This window comes from Entomoplasma freundtii (assembly GCF_002804205.1).
Lineage (GTDB): Bacteria > Bacillota_I > Bacilli_A > Mycoplasmatales > Mycoplasmataceae > Williamsoniiplasma > Williamsoniiplasma freundtii.
This window is the reverse complement of sequence record NZ_CP024962.1, coordinates 755,763-776,669: the sequence shown is the minus strand read 5'-3', so window position 1 is coordinate 776,669 and position 20,907 is coordinate 755,763. Positions and strand designations below refer to the sequence as shown.

At 36.2% G+C, this 20,907-nt stretch carries 14 protein-coding genes and 1 pseudogene; 13 read left to right on the top strand and 2 right to left on the bottom strand.

What is annotated here, in order from left to right; all coding sequences use genetic code 4:
- Nucleotide 1: 1 nt before the first annotated feature.
- Together EFREU_RS03400 and EFREU_RS03395 are read right to left on the bottom strand one after the other, a co-directional pair.
- Nucleotides 2-1,021, bottom strand: coding sequence for a 5'-3' exonuclease (locus tag EFREU_RS03400; RefSeq protein ID WP_232673613.1), 1,020 nt, complete (start codon nucleotides 1,019-1,021; stop codon nucleotides 2-4).
- A gap of 85 nt (nucleotides 1,022-1,106) precedes the next feature.
- Complete coding sequence (locus EFREU_RS03395) at nucleotides 1,107-2,300, bottom strand: AEC family transporter (RefSeq protein ID WP_100609748.1); 1,194 nt, start codon at nucleotides 2,298-2,300, stop codon at nucleotides 1,107-1,109.
- 216 nt (nucleotides 2,301-2,516) lie between these two features.
- Here EFREU_RS03395 and secA point away from each other — a divergent pair.
- The 13 genes and pseudogenes from secA to rnr form a co-directional block, all read left to right on the top strand.
- A pseudogene (gene secA / locus EFREU_RS03390) lies at nucleotides 2,517-5,351 on the top strand (preprotein translocase subunit SecA); the annotation flags it as partial.
- A gap of 196 nt (nucleotides 5,352-5,547) precedes the next feature.
- Entirely contained in the window at nucleotides 5,548-7,545 is a 1,998-nt protein-coding gene (gene uvrB / locus EFREU_RS03385) for an excinuclease ABC subunit UvrB (RefSeq protein ID WP_100609746.1), read from the top strand.
- A 14-nt stretch (nucleotides 7,546-7,559) separates the two neighbouring features.
- On the top strand, nucleotides 7,560-10,400 hold the full coding sequence (gene uvrA / locus EFREU_RS03380) for an excinuclease ABC subunit UvrA (RefSeq protein ID WP_100609745.1): 2,841 nt from the start codon (nucleotides 7,560-7,562) through the stop codon (nucleotides 10,398-10,400).
- A complete protein-coding gene (locus EFREU_RS03375) occupies nucleotides 10,393-11,562 on the top strand; it encodes a bifunctional folylpolyglutamate synthase/dihydrofolate synthase (RefSeq protein ID WP_100609744.1) in 1,170 nt (389 codons plus the stop codon). The genes uvrA and EFREU_RS03375 overlap by 8 nt, the downstream gene beginning before the upstream one ends.
- Entirely contained in the window at nucleotides 11,543-12,304 is a 762-nt protein-coding gene (locus EFREU_RS03370) for a folate family ECF transporter S component (protein ID WP_157844570.1), read from the top strand. The genes EFREU_RS03375 and EFREU_RS03370 overlap by 20 nt, the downstream gene beginning before the upstream one ends.
- Nucleotides 12,305-12,342: 38 nt before the next feature.
- Nucleotides 12,343-13,275 (top strand): HPr(Ser) kinase/phosphatase, encoded by a 933-nt coding sequence (gene hprK / locus EFREU_RS03365; RefSeq protein ID WP_100609742.1) that lies wholly within the window; start codon nucleotides 12,343-12,345, stop codon nucleotides 13,273-13,275.
- Nucleotides 13,276-13,308: 33 nt separating this feature from the next.
- Nucleotides 13,309-14,793: a prolipoprotein diacylglyceryl transferase family protein gene (locus tag EFREU_RS03360; RefSeq protein ID WP_100609741.1), complete on the top strand. Its 1,485-nt coding sequence runs from the start codon at nucleotides 13,309-13,311 to the stop codon at nucleotides 14,791-14,793.
- The gene (locus tag EFREU_RS03355; RefSeq protein ID WP_100609739.1) at nucleotides 14,777-15,721 is read left to right on the top strand and encodes an NAD(P)/FAD-dependent oxidoreductase; all 945 of its coding nucleotides are present in this window, start codon (nucleotides 14,777-14,779) and stop codon (nucleotides 15,719-15,721) included. Before EFREU_RS03360 ends, EFREU_RS03355 begins: the two co-directional genes overlap by 17 nt.
- A gap of 81 nt (nucleotides 15,722-15,802) precedes the next feature.
- Nucleotides 15,803-17,137, top strand: coding sequence for a prolipoprotein diacylglyceryl transferase (locus tag EFREU_RS03350; protein ID WP_100609737.1), 1,335 nt, complete (start codon nucleotides 15,803-15,805; stop codon nucleotides 17,135-17,137).
- A gap of 30 nt (nucleotides 17,138-17,167) precedes the next feature.
- Nucleotides 17,168-18,097 (top strand): DNA-binding protein WhiA, encoded by a 930-nt coding sequence (gene whiA / locus EFREU_RS03345; protein WP_100609735.1) that lies wholly within the window; start codon nucleotides 17,168-17,170, stop codon nucleotides 18,095-18,097.
- A 20-nt stretch (nucleotides 18,098-18,117) separates the two neighbouring features.
- Nucleotides 18,118-18,342 carry a helix-turn-helix domain-containing protein gene (locus tag EFREU_RS03340; protein WP_100609733.1) on the top strand — a complete coding sequence of 75 codons (225 nt, stop codon included), beginning with the start codon at nucleotides 18,118-18,120 and terminating at the stop codon, nucleotides 18,340-18,342.
- A gap of 108 nt (nucleotides 18,343-18,450) precedes the next feature.
- Nucleotides 18,451-18,759 carry a preprotein translocase subunit SecG gene (gene secG / locus EFREU_RS03335; RefSeq protein WP_232673612.1) on the top strand — a complete coding sequence of 103 codons (309 nt, stop codon included), beginning with the start codon at nucleotides 18,451-18,453 and terminating at the stop codon, nucleotides 18,757-18,759.
- A 33-nt stretch (nucleotides 18,760-18,792) separates the two neighbouring features.
- Entirely contained in the window at nucleotides 18,793-20,904 is a 2,112-nt protein-coding gene (gene rnr, locus EFREU_RS03330) for a ribonuclease R (protein WP_100609731.1), read from the top strand.
- Nucleotides 20,905-20,907 lie beyond the last annotated feature (3 nt).

Genomic DNA, 20,907 nt, shown 5'->3' with positions numbered 1-20,907 from the left:
TTTAGTGTTTTCGTTTCAATGTTGTTGTCGCAACTAATGGTGTTTTGTTAATAATTTTATCGCGTTTCTTTTGCACAAAATTTTTCTTGCGTTCTTCAATTTCATGAATATGTTTTAGCGGATTGGCTGTAAAAGCCCACATCTTTTGTTTTTTCAAGAAGTTTAAATAACCATATCAATTGATTACTAACCTTTGAAAATTAATGCGACCTAAACTTAAGTCTCTTTGAATTGTGGCAATTCGCTTATTCAGTAAAATTTGTTCGCGATGCATCATTAGTTTTTGAGCAACATTGCTCGGAATTTCATCTATGTGCTCATAAATGGCTTCGATGTTTTCATATTTCTTTAAAAGTCGTAAAACCGTATTGTAATGGAGACTTTTGACTCCCTTGATGTTATCTGAGGAGTCTCCCATTAAACTTTTAAGATCCGGTACTTGGATTGGCAAGCAACCGACTCTTTCAACCACATCGGGTGAGGTAACATATTGGGGTTTTTCCTTTTTGCTAGCTTCGACAATCACTTGTGTTTGATCATCGACAAGTTGGAAAATGTCCTTATCATTTGAAAGAATATGGACCTTGTATCCGATTTCGGTTGCAATTTCCGAAATTGTTCCAATAACGTCATCACCTTCAAAACTTTCTTTTTCATATCACGGAATATTTGCACTCGTTAAGAACTCGCGAATGATTTGCATTTGTGGAATTAACTCTGGTGGAGTTTCTTTACGTTTTGCTTTATATTCTGGATAAAGATTGCGCCTTCAACAAGTATCACCGACATCAAATGTGACGATGATAGTATGATAAAAGTTTAAATCAACAAAGTGATTTATTTTGGCAATAAAAGTATAGATTGCATTAATGGGGGTTCCTTCCCGATTAACAGCGACATTTTTACGTTTTAATGAACCATAAAAGCCTTTATGCAATAGATGGTAGCCATCAATAATGAGGATGGTCTTTGGTTCATCTTTTGTCATCTTTTTATAATCCTTACCGTTTAATTTTAACATTAATTTCCCCCAAACCTTGGTTTTACGGCACTTTTAGAAAGTAAGGATAAATTTTTATCTTTGGAACCTAACGAAATCGAAGGGTTTATACAGGAATTTGAGTAAAAATTTTTGCTTCGCCTAAAACGGAGGCAATTACTGCCCAAAATGGCATTGTAACAATCGCCAGGAGGGTCGTTTGGGTGCAAATCTGCGAGCAAGTCGTGGCGCCCTTGTTATAAGTAATGGCATAACTAGCAATTGTACTAGCAGCTGGTGAAGCAATCATTAAAATAGCAGTTAATAAGGAAATATTGCTTACTGAATAGAGACCCGTTTTTCAGCCAATGGCAGCAACTGCTGCTAGTAAACCTGTAATTAGAGCCGGCACAACAAGCATTTTCAAAAATGAGGCATACCATACTTCACCTTTTGAAAAAGTTTCGCGCAAATTGTTTTTCCCGATAATAGCCCCAACGGCCAATCAAGCAATTGGGGTAGGTAAAGCGCCGAGAATAGTAGTCGCTTGACTGAAACCGGGAATTAAGGCATCAAGACGAGTAATAGAGTAATAACCAGGACTAATAGTGTTTCATCCATTGTCCGTTACATGAATAATTTTAATCCCTGGGATTAACTGCATGATTCAGAGAAAAAAACCGACAAATAAAGCAATGATAATAGGGTTGGCAAAGAGTATCCTTAGTTTTTTGATATTAAAGTTTTTAAAGGGATGCCAAGTACCATGTCCAACTAGCGACACTCTCGGTTTTTCAGCATTATTGCGTTGGAAGACAAAAACTGCAAATGAACACATAAAAATTCAATAACCAACATTGAACATATTTTGCGCTTGGTCAACTTCCGTTAACTGGAAGTTACCTTCAGCTAAGGCTCGAGCCATCGGCAAGCCGAAATAGATAGTTGAAGGAAAGGCAATGGCCATTGAATAAGCATCTTGGGAATTACGATCTTGTTTTAAAAAGAAAAGACGACTGCCAAAAAATAGTAAAGCATAAAATAAGATACCTAAAATAAATAACGAGACCATATTTTTAAATTCATCGATATTTAAATCAATCATAAAATTCTTGATAATTAAAGCCGGTAAACCAACCCAAAGGATGATTTTGACCAATGGCTTTTCTCATCCTTCTCCAAGTCATTTTTTGCGTTGGAAAAGAAAACCAATCAAAATAGTAAAGCAAGCAACAATTATTGTGCCTCAAAAGAGTGTATTCGATAAAGTTTTTACTAAACTTTTAACCACTATAGAGTCACTTAGTAAAGTAATAATCATTCTTTCTCCTTATTGCATTTTTGGTTTTGAAAATGTTTGGTAAATGATTTACTACATATCATCTATGATGAATATTTTTCTCCTTCCATTTCACCTTTATTTAACCAAAATAAAAGAGTTTTAATCATTTTAAGCGTGAAGAAATTCCCACTTTTAAGATTATTAGAAAAGGGGCATTTATGGTAAAATAAAGACTAAAGTTTAAGAAAGGTTATTATGGCAAGCGATTCAAGATTAATCAAAAAATATGGCAAAATTGCGGATCAAATCATTTCCCTTGATAGCGACATGCAACAATTAAAAGATGAAGATTTTGTTGTTAAAACAACTGAATTCAAGCGTCGAATTGAGAAGGGTGAAACTGTTGAAGATTTATTGGTTGAAGCTTACGCGTTAACGCGAGAAGCGGCTTTTCGTCGTCTTGGTTTAAAGGCTTACCGAGTGCAATTAATTGGTGCCATAATTCTTAATGCTGGTGATATTGCCGAAATGCGGACTGGGGAAGGAAAAACCCTGGTTGGAATTTTTCCCGCCTATCTTAACGCTTTGACTGGAAAAGGTGTTCATATTGTCACGGTTAATGAATACCTATCACAACGAGATAGTGAAATTAATGGTCAAGTATTTGATTTACTAGGTATCACTGTGGGTTTAAACAAAAGTAGACTTTCAAAACAAGGTAAACGTTTTGCTTATGCCCAAGATGTAACTTATACCACTAATGCTGAAATTGGGTTTGATTATTTACGAGACAACATGGTCCAAGACCCCAAAGGTAAAGTTCAACGCGAATTAAATTATGCCATTATTGATGAGGCTGACTCAATTTTGATTGATGAAGCAAGAACCCCCTTGATTATTTCTGGAGGTTCAACTACTCGCGTCAATATGTATATGTTGGCTGACGCATTTGTGAAGACTTTGAAAAAGCCCGACGATGTGGAAATTGATTTAGAATCTAAACAAGTTTTCTTAAATGAATCAGGGATGCAAAAGGCCAAGGATTTCTTTTCTTTAGATAATCTTTTTGATATTAACAATACAGAAATTTTCCATTTAATTATGAACGCTCTTAAAGCCAATTTTACCTTTAAAGAAGGTATAGAGTATACTGTTAAAGATAATGAAATTGTTTTAATCGATCAGTTTACTGGGCGTATCATGGACGGGCGTTCTTATTCTGATGGGCTTCAACAAGCTTTGCAAGCTAAAGAGGGGGTCAAGGTTGAAGAAGAGACTATGACTCTAGCAACTATCACCTACCAAAACTTTTACCGTTTATATGCTAAACTAGCAGGAATGACTGGAACTGCCAAAACCGAAGAAGAAGAGTTCATCAAAATCTATAATACCCGTGTCGTGGTGACTCCAACAAATAAACCGGTAATTCGTAAAGATGAAACGGATTTTGTTTTCGGAACCAAAAACGCGGCCTTAAAACGTTTGATTGAGGAAGTGCGTTTGGTTCATGAGGCCGGTAACCCGATTTTGATTGGAACCACTTCTGTTGAGTCGTCAGAGCAAATTGCTCATTATTTGACTAAAGCTAAACTTCATTTTGAAATGATTAATGCCAAAAACCATGCTCGCGAAGCTGATATTGTGGCGAAGGCTGGCCAAAAGGGAGCGATTACGCTTTCAACTAATATGGCCGGTCGTGGTACTGATATTAAATTAAGTCAAGAAGTTCGTGATTTAAATGGTTTAGTAGTTTTTGGAGTGGAACGGAATGAAGCGCGACGTATTGATAACCAATTACGTGGTCGTAGTGGTCGTCAAGGTGATCCTGGGCGTTCACGTTTCTTCATTTCAATGGAAGATGAAATGATGGTCCGCTTTACTTCACCTAAAATGAGAAAGAATTTCTTGAAGTTAGGTGACGACCATATCAAATCACGTTTATTAACACGCTCGGTAACCAATGCACAAAAAAAACTTGAGGGTTTAAATTTTGACCAACGGAAAGATGTTTTGGATTACGATAATATTCTTGCACAGCAACGTGAAGCCATGTATGCCCAACGGGATGCTATTTTGTTTGCTCAAAATTTAAAGGTAGTTATCAAAAAATTCCAATTAACAACTGCTTTTGAACTAATTGTAGACAATTCCTCACTTGTTCGTGGCGAACAATCAATTAAAACTAAAGACCTTCTAAAAGCTTTAGATGGAATTTTAGTCCCTCGCGGAACTTTCAAACCAACTGACTTTGAAGGTAAAGAAAACATGATTTTAGCGCAAGAAATTGCTGACCAAATGATGATTTTTTATGAAGCAAGAATTATGGATGTGCCTGAAGATGTCGTTTTAAAAATGGAACGTCAAACAATTTTGGAAAACTTTGACCGCTATTGAACAAAACATATTGATGTTGCTTCAAAATTACGTTCTGGAATTTATCTACAACAATATGCCCAAAACAATCCTTTAGCTGAATATGTGGAACAAGCCACTACCCTCTTCAATAAAACTAAGGTAAATATTGCTAAAGATGTCGTAGCCAAACTTTCACAAATTGTCATCCGTAACGTAGAAGCGCAAGAAAAACCCAAAACAATCACGATTACCGATAAGGATATTATGGAAATTCTAAGCGAAGTCGGTTTAACAAAGTTTGATCTCCAACACGAAAAATTAAAACAACACTTTGCTTATTTAAAAACCCAAAACAAAGATAATCCCGATAAACTTCGTCAACTTCAACGTCAATTTGATGTTCTAGATGGACTAGTTTACGAGTTGGAACGTCGCCAAAAGCAAACCAACCATCAAGAAACTTCGCCAAACCAAGGTGAAACGATTGAACTAGGCACTAAAGAAATCAAAGCGATGGCGAAAGTCTTCGGTATTACTAACGTTGATGAGATGACTTTAGATGATATCAACCATGGTTATGAACGAATTAAAGCTGATTTTCCGCAACCCGAACCCGAAATGGTACAACAAGTAGAGTTGGCGCGTCAGGTGCTAATTAAGCTCGCTGAGGAGCTTTCGCTTCTCAAAACCATTCATAATGAGCCTAAAACCCATAAAGAAAATAATAAAAGCCCTTCGTCAAAAAGTAATGAAAGTGACGAGTATATAATAGAAACAGAGATGGAAACTGGCGAAAAACCAAGAAAAATTCGTCGTGGCCAGGATGCGGAGATGGATATGACACCAAGTGAGGGGACACCAGTTAAACGCACTAGAATTGGATAAAAAAATATAGAGAGAATTCTCTATTTTTTTGCTTTTAGGGGGGTTTATGAAAATCAAAACAAACCATAAGTATGATTTAGTATCTAATTACCAACCTTCTGGTGATCAACCAGAAGCAATTAAGTCACTGGTTGCTGGAGTTAAAAAGGGTGAAAAGAGTCAGGTTTTAATGGGAGCCACTGGAACCGGGAAAACCTTCACGATGGCTAATGTTATTCAACAGGTCGGCAAGCAAACCTTAGTTTTAGCTCATAACAAAACATTGGCGATGCAACTTTACTACGAGCTTAAGGATTTTTTCCCTAACAACCGTGTCGAATATTTTGTTTCAAACTTCGACTACTATCGTCCAGAAGCCTATGTACCTTCAAAGGACCTTTATATTGATAAAGATTCTCGTCAAAATATGGAACTTGACATGATGCGTTTAAGTGCCATGAATGCCTTAATCACTCGTCAAGACACCATTGTAGTTGCTTCGGTAGCCTCGATATACGCCATTCAAAACCCAAGCGATTATTCCAAAGCTTTTTTTGAATTGAATGTCGGTCAAAAATTAGCAAAAAGAGATTTATTAACCTTCCTTGTGAGAACTGGTTATCTTCGTAACGATGTCGAAAATGCTCCAGGAACTTTTAGTGTTAAGGGTGATGCCATCAAAGTTGTTCCTGGGTGAACAGCTAACATTATGTTCCGTATCTCGATGTTTGATCAAGAAATTGAAATGATTGATGTCATCGATGCGGTGACTGGTGCCGTTTTGGATAAAACGCGTACTGTCACGATTTTTCCAGCCCAAGGCTATATCACACCCGAAAATCGTTTAAAGGTAGCTTGTACAAATATTCGCTCTGAGCTTGATGACCGTCTACGTCACTTTGAAAAGAAAGGTCTTTTGTTAGAGGCTCAACGCTTGAAACAACGAACTAATTATGACTTAGAAGCTTTAGAAGAGTTTGGTGTTTGTGGGGGGATTGAAAATTATTCTAGTCACTTAGAATTCCGCAAACCCGGTGAGCGACCTTATACTCTCCTAGATTACTTCCAAAAGGATTATTTAATGATTATTGATGAATCGCACATGACCTTGCCACAAATTAGGGGAATGTTCAATACTGACCGTTCACGTAAAACTACCCTAGTAGATTATGGCTTCCGTCTCCCAAGCGCCATTGATAATCGTCCCCTAAGTTATGATGAGTTTGCTAAACTCCAAAACCAAACCATTTATACTTCGGCCACTCCTGGACCATTAGAAATGGATTTGGTGAATCAGCAAGTTGTCCAACAAGTTATTCGTCCCACTGGTCTTTTGGACCCAGAAATTGAAATTCGTCCAAGTGAAAACCAAATCGAAGATTTAATTCGTGAAATCAATCTTCGTAAGGCCAATAATGAGCGTACATTCGTAACTACATTAACAATTAGAATGAGCGAGGATTTAACCGCTTACCTTCAAGAACGTGGGATTAAAGTTGCTTACCTTCATAACGAACTAAAGACTTTAGAACGTAGCGAAATTTTGAATGAACTCCGTAAAGGGGTCTACGATGTGGTTGTTGGGGTTAACTTAATTCGTGAAGGTTTAGATTTACCAGAAGTAAGTTTAGTGGCTGTTTTAGATGCTGATAAACCTGGTTTCCTTCGTGACACACGTTCGTTAATCCAGACAGCGGGTCGTGCTGCTCGAAATGCCAATGGGCATGTTATTTTCTATGCTGATACAATGACACAAGCAATGAAGGAGGCGATGGCCGAAACCGAACGTCGTCGTAAAATCCAAATTTCTTATAACGAAAAACATGGGATTGTTCCAAAGACAATTACTAAGGCTTTAAGTGATACCTTATTAACCGAAAAAGCGCTCACAAACCTAAAACGTTTACGCAAAATTAAAGGTAAAGATGATAAGAAGAAAGCCACTCAAAAAGTAATTGATGATTTACGAGCTCAAATGTTAAGGGCAGCTAAAGATATGGACTTTGAAACAGCTGCCACACTCCGAGATTCAATTTTAGAATTGGAAGCAGAAAAAATTAGCTAAAGGAGGCAATTCACATGAACGACAAATTGATTATCAAGGGTGCTCGAGAAAATAACCTCCAAAATATCGATTTAGAATTGCCAAAAAATAAACTAATTGTTTTCACGGGACTATCGGGGTCAGGAAAATCATCTTTGGCCTTTAATACAATTTACGCTGAAGGACGACGTCGTTATGTTGAATCACTTTCTTCTTATGCACGTCAATTTTTAGGTGGCACTGATAAGCCGGATGTTGATACAATTGAAGGACTTTCACCAGCCATTTCAATTGACCAAAAAACCACTTCACATAACCCTCGTTCGACAGTAGGCACCGTGACAGAAATCTATGACTATTTGCGTCTACTTTATGCCAGAATTGGCACGCCCTATTGCATTAATGGACACGGTAAGATTAAACCGGCTTCATTAAAAGAGATTGCTAATAATATCGAAAAAAATAGTAAACCAAATGAACATCTTTATATCTTGGCTCCCGTGGCTCGAGATAAAAAAGGAAGTTTTCGTGATCTTTTTGAAAAATTAAATAGTGAAGGTTTCATTCGAGTGCAAGTTGATGGAAAAATCCACCTTCTCAGCGATCCGATTGAATTAGATAAAAACCAACGTCATAATATTGATATTTTGGTCGACCGTATTATTTATCAAAACGACCCAGAAATTCGTTCCCGAATAAATTCGGCCGTTGAAGTTGGTCTAAAGTATTCAAATGGCTTAATTAAGATTCATTACCCGCAATCACCCAATAAGAAAGATGAAGTCTTTTCGACGGCCTATGCCTGCCAGGTTTGTGGATTTACAATTCCAGAACTGGAACCACGATTATTCTCGTTTAATGCCCCTTTGGGAGCTTGCGTAGAATGTAATGGTTTAGGCATTAAACTTGAAGCGGACCCTAGCCTCATTATTCCTGATGATAAATTAAGTATTAACCAAGGTGGAATACCCTATTTCAAAAATGTTGTTGGGTCTGATAATATGGAATGACAACGTTTTCGTACACTTTGTGATTATTATTATGTTGACTTGAATCTTCCAATTAACCAGCTTACGGCCAAACAACAAAAGGTGATTTTGTGAGGTAGCGAAGAGCCAATTGAAATGAAACTGGTTTCTGCTAATAGCCGCCGTTACGAAAGTTTCGATTTTATTGAAGGGGTAGCCTCATTAATTAACCGGCGTTATTTTGAAACTAATAGTGATGACGCTCGTCATCACTATGCTAAGTTTATGGCTTCAAAAACATGCATGGTTTGTCAAGGATCACGATTAAATAAAACTGCGCTCGCTATTAAAGTTGGCAAAAAATCAATTTGAGATTTTACCGAAATGCCAATTAATGAGGCTTTAGACTTTATTCTAAAGTTATCGTTAACGCCTCAAGAGGAAAAAATCGCTGCTTTAGTGTTAAAAGAAATTACGACACGCTTAAGTTTTTTAAACGAAGTTGGTTTGGGTTATCTAAACCTTTCCCGTACGGCAACTACTCTTTCTGGCGGAGAGGCTCAACGAATTCGCTTAGCAAAACAAATCGGGTCGCAACTTTCAGGAATTTTGTATGTCTTAGATGAACCCTCAATTGGTTTACATCAACGTGACAATGATAAATTATTAGCTACGTTGAAACATCTTCGTGATTTAGGCAATACGTTAATTGTGGTGGAACATGATGAAGATACAATGCGGGCTTCTGATTGAATTGTTGATATTGGTCCTGGTGCTGGAGAACATGGTGGTAAAGTCATTTTCAGTGGTCCTTACGAAGAAATTATCAAAGATCAAAATTCGTTAACAGGCCGTTACCTAACGAAAAAAGAAAGTATCCCAATCCCTAAAAAACGTCGTGGGGGGAATGGCAAAAAAATTGAAATTATCGGAGCTCACGAAAACAACCTCAAAAATATTGATGTCACAATTCCACTCAACAAATTTGTTTCAATCACCGGAGTGTCTGGTTCTGGAAAATCAACGCTCTTAGAAGATGTAATCTATAAAGGACTCCAAAAAAGTCTTTCGCGAGAAGTAATCGTTGCTGGGAAATATAAACAACTTAAGGGCTTGGAAAATGTTGACAAAGTGGTTTATATTTCTCAAGAACCGATTGGGAAAACACCACGGTCAAATCCTGCGACCTATACTGGTGTTTTTGATGATATTCGGGATTTGTTTGCCGCTTCGCCTGAGGCCAAAATTAGGGGTTATAAAAAGGGCCGTTTCTCTTTTAATGTTCCCGGTGGTCGTTGTGAAAATTGCCAAGGTGATGGAATGATTACTATTTCGATGCAGTTTATGCCCAACGTCGAAGTTCAATGTGAAACTTGTGAAGGAAAACGTTATAATGAAGAAACTCTTCAAGTTAAATATAAGGGTAAAACTATCAACGATATTTTAAAAATGACCGTGGAAGAAGCACTCAAATTTTTTGAAAACGTTCCGCAAATTAAAACTAAACTTCAAGCGATGTATGATGTTGGTTTAGGATATATTCGTTTAGGTCAGTCGGCCACTACCCTTTCTGGCGGGGAAGCTCAGAGAGTTAAATTGTCGACTTACCTCTTAAAAAAAGCAACCGGTAAAACTATCTTTTTATTAGATGAGCCAACAACCGGACTCCATTTAGATGATGTAAAAAGACTGGTCGATGTTTTAAATCGATTAGTTGATTTAGGCAATACCGTCATCGCTATTGAACATAATCTAGACTTCATTAAAGTTTCTGATTATATTGTTGACCTTGGCCCAGAAGGTGGATCGGGTGGAGGACAAGTAATTGCCACTGGTACCCCCGAACAAATTGTTACAAACCCCAAATCTGTTACAGGGGCTTATTTAAAGGACTATTTACATGTATAAAGTATCAAAAGAACTTATTCCGATTAATCGTCGTTTTGCTAAAGAATATAACTTAGCCAAAGCTTTAAATGACCTTGGCAATCCGCAATTAACAATTCCGACAATTAATGTTGTTGGAACTAACGGTAAAGGCTCGGTTGCTTCTGGTTTAGCAAAGGGACTTGAACAAAAATATAAACGGGTAGGGCTTTTTATATCCCCTGCTTTTTTGTATCACAATGAAAGAATTCAAATCAATGGTGACTTTATTGATGATGAGGAACTAACAAATTTAATTAATTCTAGCAAACCTTTGATTGATAAATATAACCTTACTTTTTTTGAAATCTGAACTCTAATTATGATTCGTTATTTTGCCCATAAAAAAGTTGACATTGCTGTAATTGAAGCCGGAATTGGTGGCCTAAAAGATGCTACCAAAGTGATGACCAATCAACAACTAGTTTTATTAACAGCTGTTGATTATGATCACCTCAATGTGCTTGGATCCACAATCGAAGAAATCATGGTTCAAAAAATTGGCATTGCTTATTCAGGGACCACAATTATAGCAAGTGCTGATAATCGTAATCGGTCAGATTTGATTGAAAAAATGGTCCGAAAAAATAATTTAAAATTGATTTGAGCCTCAGAAAGAGATGACCAAGTTCATTACCAAAAAGCCAATAAGGGTTTAATCTTATGTGCCTTAGAGTGATTGGGTTGCGCCAATAGTGATTCGCTAACTTTTCAATGACCAAAAGGCAGATTTACTATTTTGCAAAGAAAACCACTTTGAGTTTTAGATGGTGCCCATAATCCGAATGGAATTAGTCAACTTATTAAAACTATTGAAAAAACCATGCATAACCCTCTCATCCTCTATGCTGCTAGTGCCGAAAAAGAATATGAACAAATCGTAAACCTTTTAGAAAAAACCTTCCATAAAGAAAACGTTTTTCTTACTAGTTTTGACCATTTAAAAGCATGAGATATCAATTTAGTCAACCAAACCAACAGCCACCAAATAGTTGATTGGAAAGAGTTTTTATTAGTTCATAACCAAAGTGAGCGTGAGATTATTATTTGTGGAAGCCTATATTTTGTGCCGCAAGTTTATGAGTGATTCATCACCAATAGTAAAAATAAAAAGCAGGAGGATTATGACCTTTTATTGAATTAGTAATGCTATAGCAATTGTTTGCATTTTATGTTTATTTGGCCTGGGTTGAGTTTTAAGTCGCCGATGCCGAAATTTTGGTACTTTAAATATTACTCTAACTGCGGTTCTGGTAGCTTTAAGTATCGTTTTCACGAACGTGATTGGCTATAATTTAAAAATTTTTGGAATCCAAATTGCCTTGGGTAATTTTGTTATTTTTCTCATTGGGATGCTTATGGGTCCCTTGGTAGGAGTCGTTGGTGGTTTGATTGGGGATAGTGTCGGTTCATTAATTAATATTAGTGGTACCTATCATGTTAATTTTCTTTTAGTAAAAATTCTCTTTGGTTTTTGTGGTTCGTTAGTTTTTTTAGGAAAGGGCAATAAATTTTTAATGTTGAAGGTTTTTGGGCTATTTATTTTTGTTTGTGGTCTTCAAATTTGAATTTTAAATCCCATCGGACTTTATTCAATGAATGGTTGAAAGTCTGTTTGAATCACACTTATTCCAAGTGCCCCAAGAAAGGGTATCACTTGACTAGTTCAAAGCCTGGTTTATCCGACATTAGCTATCAATAGTTTTAAAATTCTTTGGCAACTTTATAAACGAAGTAGTTATGCTTCTTCCACCGTTTGAGCTTTCAAAAATGACAATCTCTTTGATAACAAAAAACAACAAGTTTTAGTCAAATTGCCATTATCAATTGAACCAAAGCAACAACTTAGTCCTAAGAATGTCAACGATAAAGTGGAGAAAATTTAGTATAATTAAAACCGAAAGACCAAAGAGGCAACTATTAGATGAAACGATTAACTTTAGATAAAATTGTTCGAAAATTCAACTTAAAGGTCGAAGCAGGTCGTGATAAATTGACAACCACCTTGATTAAGGCTAATGGTGTGAATCGAGCTGGCTTAGAATTAACTGGTTTTTTTCGACCAAATGATCCACATGCCCATCGAATTGTTTTGATGTCATCCAAGGAATTTAGTTATATTTCACAATTCAACCATGATGAAAAGGTAACAAAATATGAAGCCCTAATGGCGAGCGGAATTCCCGGCATTATTATCACTAAAAAGTATAAAGATAGAGTGTTGATTGAAGTTGCTCGAAAACTAGATTTTCCGGTTCTTGAAACGAACGCCATTCTCACTTCCGAATTTAGTCAACGTCTTGGTGACTATATTGATGAATTTTTAGCTCCCCAAACCGAAGTTCACGCTTCATTAGTCAATATTTATGGAAAAGGAATTCTCCTTTTGGGTCGTTCTGGAATCGGGAAGTCAGAAATTACTTTGGATTTAATCAAAAAAAATCACCTTTTTGTAGGCGATGACCGGATTGTTGTCACCAACAAAAATAATCGTTTATTTGGAAAATCGAGTCCCATTTTAAAAAATTTGGTAGAAGTTCGAGGAATTGGTATTATTGATATTTCTTTAACAAATGGTTACCAAATCATCATGGAGGAAACCAATATTGACTTGGTTATTGAACTTTTCAATTTTAAAACTGGTGAAGTGGATAACACTGATCGTTTAGGTAACGAGTATCAAACTTATAAGATTCTTAGTCTCGAAGTGCCTTTAATTCGAATTCCAGTTTCCTCAGGCCGAAATTTGGCAAACATTATTGAATCGGCAGTGGCGCAATTAAAAATTAACGAAGCTCACTTAAAACCCGATCCCATCACTTTAATGAATAGTCGTCTAAAAGCGATGACTGATTAAAATTAAATTAAATAATAAAGGTATCTAATTAGGATGACATTTAGCAGTTACTTAGATTGAATCAACCAACATGGTGATCCATCAAATGCCCGTTTGATGTTTGGGATAATGCCAGCTTACCCCATTTTTATGTTTTCGGGAATTTTGTTGGTAATCATTGCTTCAATCATTAAATTAAAAATGAAAGGCATTCCGTTGCGAGAATTTGAAATCGCAACGGTTTTAGTCGTGCCTGCAGGAGCCTTGGGAGCCTCAATCTTTGGGAAGATTTTTTTACCAGGAATGGTTTGGTACCATATCTTTTTCTTTTGGGAACCAGGAATGTCGTTGTTTGGAGGGCTTCTCTTAGGAAGCCTTGTAGGTTTTGTTTGGTTTTATCGACGTTCAAAAACTACATTAATTTCTATATGAGTTTATGCAGACTGTATTATTCCTAATTTACTCCTTGGACAAATGTTGGGACGTTGGGGTAACTTTTATAATCATGAAATTTTAGGACAAATAGTGAGCTACGACTCGTTGCGTTGGCTTCCTAATTTTATTCGTGATGAACTTTTTTATTTTCCGAACCTTACAGGTTTCGACTTGCCTGGTAATTGAGCTGCCCGTTTTCAAGATGGCGATTTAGATTTAACAACGATTATTGCTACCTCTGGCATCTTTAAAGGGCAAAGTCTTTTTGATGTCTTAAGTTCACCAATTGAATATCGTGCTCCGCTCTTTTTAATTGAAGGCATCGGTTGCCTTATTTTATGGTTTTTAATTACCCTTATTATTCCTAAAATTGGTTATTGGTTTAGTCAGACTAAACCTTGAGACTTGGAACCCAAAGCTTATCCGGGTTGGTTTAATAAAAAGTATAAATATTTACCAAAAACAGAAATTATTGGACAAAAAACTTTATTACCAATTAAGTATCGCCAACAAACTTTTACTAAAACCAAAGCCTTTAAAAATAGTCAACAAAGGTCACCACAACTTGAACCAAATTTACGTTTAAGTTTAACCAAAGCCTGACAAAAAGCCTATTATTGACAGTCACTAGAAGAAGTAGAAACACGCCATTTTGAAGAACTGCAGCTCCGCCACGAGCAAACGTTAGCGAAATTAGAAACGCAATATAAAAAAGCCAAGTTAGCTAACCAACGAAAACCCAAAAAAATGCGGTTGAAAGAAAATTGTAAACTCGGTTGAAACCATAAAAAACAACAATGAGTTTATTTATTAAAAGGTAACCCTAATGGACGCGACTTGGAACAAGCAAATAATCCTCATCGTTACTTAACAATCCGTTGTGGAGTTCAAACTAGTTGTTATTTAATTGGTTACTTAATTTTAAGAATTATCTTGGAAACCCAACGTTTGGGAACCGAACTAATGATTCCAGAGCAACCTATTATTGACTTTATTTTGTTATCATTAATTTTGACATTTGCAATTTGTTTGTTGTTCGTAGCACAATTGATTGCTCCTTATCGCTATAGAGAGGTCGGTTGACTATATGAAAAATCCTATTAATGAGAATCTTTATGATTTATTGGTTGTTGGTGGTGGACCGGCTGGCCTAACGGCAGCCATTTATGCAGCTCGTGCCAATATGAAGGTCTTGGTTGTGGAAAAAGAAGCGCCAGGTGGAAAGATGATTAAAACCGGCACCATTGAAAATTATCCAGGATGCGAACGAATCGATGGACCTGATTTAGCAATGAAAATGTATGAGCAAACCGTTACTTTGGGGGCAGAATTCAAATTTAACGAAGTCCAACATATTTGTAAAACTGAAGAATTAATTTTTGAAAACCATTTAACCAACGGGGAAATCATTCTTTCTAAAGCGGTAATTCTAGCGTCAGGAACTAAGGAAAATAAATTAGGTATTCCTGGTGAAGAAGAGCTTTATGGTAAAGGTGTTTCTTATTGCGCGATTTGTGATGGGGCCTTTTACAAGGATAAAACTGTGGCGATTGTTGGTGGTGGCTATTCAGCAATTACTGAAGGCTTATATTTATCAAAATTAGTTAAAAAACTTTATGTCATTGTCCGTAAATCACATTTCCGTGCTGATAATGAATCGGTTCGTCGTTTGGAAGAAAAAAAGGGTGTTAAGTTTTTAATGAACACTGAAGTTAAAAAGGTTTTAGGTACTGATCGTGTTGAAGGTTTAATCCTTTATAATAATCAAACTAACGCAACCCGGGAAATTCAAGTTAGCGCCCTTTTTCCTTATATTGGGGCGACACCATTGACCAAAATTGTAAGCGATTTTAAAATCACTAATAGTTTGGGTTATGTCGAAGCTTTTGATGATAAACTGGAAACTTCTGTACCTGGACTTTTTGTGGCTGGCGATGTTCGCGCTGTTCCATTACGCCAAATTGCGATTGCTACTGGCGATGGAGCACTTGCTGGTCAAATGGCAGTGGAGTACATTCAAGCCCTCAACTAGAAATAGACATCTTTGCGGTATAATTAAATGACTTAGTGATTCATTCAAATTAAAGAGTGATCAAAGTAAAAGGATGGAAGCATGATCAATTGAAAAGAAGGGGACAACTGGACATTTACCGGCACCCCGGGGATTCATGGCGATTATGGAGGATTCCATGTTTATGCCTTCACAATGACTTTAGGTATGATTTTGGCAATCCTTTATTCGTTTTATAAATTCCGTAAACGTGACTTAAGTTTTGATTCACTCATTTGAGGAGTGCTTTTTATTGTCCCTGTTTCGCTATTTGGGGCGAGTGTTTTTGGAAAGCTAAATGCTAATGGCCCTGGCGAAAATGCTGGTGGAGTTGGTTTTTGGGGCTTATTTGCCTTCTGAGAAGCTGGTATGTCGATTCACGGTGGTGTTTATGCTGGTTTAATCATGGGCCTAGTCGTATTTGGCATCATTGGTCGTAAAACTAAAGTTTCTCTTTGAACTTATATGGATGCGATTATCCCAAATATCTTGCTTGGACAAGTAGTTGGTCGTTGAGGAAATTTCTTTAACCATGAATTAGTTGGAGCACCGATTCGTCTACTTGGACATACCAATTCTTTTGGCAAAAACCAATGAGGTTTCATTGATTTTAATAGTTTAGGGATTCCTGATCCTTGGGCAAATAGTCCTTTGGGTTGAATTTGAAAGAATACTTCGGCGGTCTACGATGGTCCAGAAACATGAATTAACGGTATTCACTTAGAGCCGGGAGCTGTTTGTCAAATGTTACCAATCTTTTTGATTGAATCTTTAGCTTTGTTAGCAGTTTGACTGTTGGTTACTTTTTTAATCCCGAATATTGGTAAATGATTTGGACCAAAACCCTGAAAAGTAGAGCCAACTAAATATCAAAAATCTTGACGAACTTCATCAATTTGGGCAAAGGCTTTTATAAATGATGTCGATAGTTTAGCTGTTAATAACTATCAAGTTTACAAAAATAATAACTATGAAGATGATGGTCGTTGAGAACGTGGTCGTCATTTAATTAATGCTAATAACCCTCATGGCTATTGAATAACAAAAGCTGGTTGTGAAGCAAGTGCTTACTTTTTTGGTTGAAATTTAGTCCGTTTTGTTTTGGAATTAAGTCGTCCAGATGATCATTTATTTATCATGTATGATAAACCACTTTCACTAGCCTTAATTGGGGTATCAGCCTTTATCGGTCTTATTGGGATGGTCTTAACTCAAATCGTAATTCCGCAGTTAACTCGTCGCGAAGGATGGGTTTATGAAAAACCTTATTTTGTAACCAATATGAACGAAGGTGGTCATGAAAGTGATCAACTTAAGGCCACCAAGGTTATTCAACCAAAATCTAACAAAGCGCAAAAAGCCCTAGAAAAAATGCAAAAACGCGAACTAAATAAATAGTTTGTAATTGGTTGGAGGATTAAGAAAAAAATGTCTTTTGCCTTAGAAGTCAAGGAAGAAATTCTTACGCACTCATTTAGTCAAACTCAAAAACGGGCGTTGCTTTCTGGTTTAGTTAAGGCAAATGGTGAACTAGTTTATAACCAAAAGGGGGAATCCTTGCGGTTAACAACAATTTCGAATCGCGTGGCCCGAACTTTAATAATCTTTACCAAAGAGTTTTTTCAGGGATCTTTGGAAATTGCTATTATCCAAAAAAAATCTTTAAAAAAAAATAAAACTTTTCAATTAACGTTAAAGGGAAATTTAGAAGATTTTTTTACGAAGTTAGCTATCAACCCTTTAGAAACTGAGTTAACTCCTTTACCTTGTGAATGAGTAAGCGATGTCAATATTTTGCGAGCTTATGTAGCTGGACTCTTTATTGGAGCTGGTTCAGTTAATTCTCCTGAAACTTCTAATTATCACTTAGAAATTCAGTTTAAAAGTTTAGCAGAAGCGGATCAGTTTAATAAATTAATGGTTACTTACGACTTTGTGTTTAAAATCCTTTCACGGAAAAATGAGCGCTTCATAAGTTACCTTAAAAAGTCAGCCATGGTTTCTGACTTTATTAAATTTCTTGATGCTCCACAAAGTGTTCTTAAATTTGAAAATATTCGCATTTCTCGAGACATGGTTAATAATATTAACCGAATCCAAAACATCGATATTTCCAACCAAACTAGAACGATTGCGGCAAGCGAAGGGCAAATCAAGGCAATTAAACTTTTAAAGTCACAGGATAAATTGGAATCTTTATCAGAAAAAGCACAATCACTAGCTCAATTGCGAGTTAAATACCCTGATGCTTCCTATCAGGAACTTAGCCAAAAGATGCAAAAAAGTGGTTATAATATTACTAAATCTGGTATCAGTAATTTGTTTAGGCAAATTTTAAAATTTGCTAACTATCATTAAAGGAGCATCATAAAAAATTTATGAAACAGGACGAAAAATTAGAAATTATCACCATTTTATCAAGAAATATGAAAGAGCACCGTCAGCAACAACATATCACCCAAGAAGAATTAAGTTTCCGTTCGGGTTTACATCGGAACTATATTTCTGATACAGAACGTGGCACAAGAAATATTTCTTTACAAGCAATTGAAAAAATTGCCCATGGTTTGAATATTGAAATTGAAGATTTATTTAAAAAATAAATCGTTCTTAACTTTAAAACCAATGAAAACCACGGGGAGAGGACACGTGGTTTTCATTTTATTAATAATGTATAATTACATATTATAAGAAATGAAGAAAGGAGCATCATGAAGGATTTTGTAATGACTTTATTAGCTAGTGACAAAACATCAAATGCCACTGGTAATCGCATTATTTTTATTTTTGAAATAATTATGATGGTCGTTTCTGTTGGGATGATTATTATTGGTTTACTACAAAACAAAAAATCACAAACAGGCCTAAGTGCTTTAAACGGCGGAAACGAGGAATTATTTTCCAATTCCAAAGAGCGGGGAGCTGATCGTACCTTCTCAATTTGAATGCTCTCATTAGGAATTGCTTTTTTTGTAGCCACAATCATCATTTGTATTTTGACAAACACTATTTTAAAATAGTGTTTTTTTTAGATTGGAAGAACGGAAGAAATTATGAAAATGGATGTCATCGCGACTTTAAAGCTAAATCATAATCAATTACCATTAACGGAATTGGGGCGCTTAGTGGAAGCGGATGATTTAAATGAACTTAATAAAGAACTAAAACCATTAGTCGATAACCAAACCCTTTGTCTAACGGCTCAAGGTAATGTTTACCTTTTAACTGAGGAAGGTTTTCACTGCGGTTTACTAAAAATGCACCAAAAAGGTTTTGGCTTTGTTAGCGATGTTCGTAATCCTGAACGTGATAGTTATTTTGTGCCCCCAACAGCAATGAACGGAGCTATCAAAGGGGATGAAGTAGTTTATAAAGTTAGCTTTGAAGATGACGGTCGTGATCGTGCTGAAATCATTGAAATCGCTCACCGTGATAAAGAATTTTTAATTGGTGAAATTCGCCGTTCATATGATGGCCGTTTTTTAGATTTTATTCCAACAGATATTTCATTCAATAATTTCCGAATGGTCATTTTGAATAAAAATGATTTGGTGCTAAAGGAACATGATCTTTACAAAGCTAAAATCATCAACATTCAAGACCGCAAAATGTTTATTCGTTTGAAGAAAAATATTGGTAATGCAACTAAAGCGGCAGATCGAATCCTATCAATTGCAGAAGAATTTGATTTGCCGATTGAATTTATGCCTAACACTTTAAGAAATGCCCAAAATGTTAACATCCATCCTCGCGAAGAAAAGGCTGAATTTGAACGTCGTTTAACAACTTCAATCATGGACAAAGGACTTGTGACAATTGATGGTCTTGATTCAAAAGACCTTGATGATGCCATTTATGTGGAACGCTATAAAGATGGCTATAAATTGATTGTGGCGATTGCCGATGTTTCGCATTATGTTTTACCGAAATCTCCTTTAGACCGCGAAGCCTTACGCCGTGGAAATTCAACTTACCTAGCCAACATGGTCATTCCAATGTTACCTAAAATTTTGAGTGATGACCTTTGTTCGTTAAATCCTAATACCGAAAAATTTGCAATGGCTTGCGAAATGATTTTTGATAGCATGGGTGATATGGTCAACAAACGCGTTTTTGAAACCATTATGATTTCGCATGCACGGTTGAACTATGATGAATGCAATAAATACTTCCAAGAACAAAAATGAGACAAGGCTCCCGAAGTAGCCAAAATGCTTGATGTAGCTCACGAACTTTATTTAAAACTTTTAAAACAACGTGAAGCTAAAGGGATGTTAAACTTGGAAATCCGTGAACCTAAAATTGTCATGGATAAAGATTCTAACGTCGTAGCTATTAAAGCCCGTCAATCAGGACCTTCTGAACAATTAATTGAACAGTTCATGGTTAGTGCTAACGAGGCGGTGGCCGAATTAGTTCACGAACAAGAATTACCATTCATCTACCGTGATCATGGGAAACCAAGTGTGGAATCATTGAGTGAATGATATGCAAGTCTTAAAACGTTTGGTATTAATATCAAATTAACTAACAAAGAAATGACTGATCCTCGCAACCTCAACAAAGCTTTACAAATGATTGACCACCAAATTGCTAACCCAATTGAAAAGGAACTTTTGAACCTTTCATTATTACGACATTTAGATAAAGCAGAATATGCTTTGGAAAATATTGGCCATTTTGGTTTAGCTTCAAAATGTTATACACATTTTACTTCGCCAATTCGCCGGTATCCAGATTTAATGGTCCACCGTTTCTTGAGAGAGTATATTTTGAATGGTGACACAAGCGAAGCTTTACAACGTCAGAATACCGATTTTATTAAAAAAGCTTCTTTAATTGTTAATGAGACAGAAATCAACTCTGTGGATTGTGAACGAGAAGTTGTCAAAGTCTGCATGGTCGAATTTATGCAAGATAAAGTTGGCCAAATTTACGATGGGGTTATTGCTGTTGCCTTAAAATTTGGTTTCTTTGTCCAATTGGAAAATATGGTGGAAGGTCTTGTCCATATTTCAACACTCGGTAGTGGGGTTACTTATGATGATAAAACGCAAACTCTAACTAAAGATAATAATACTTTTTACCGAATGGGCCAAGCAGTGAAAATTCGGGTAGAGGCGGTCGATCCACAAAAACGCACGATTGATTTTGTGCTAGTTTAGGAG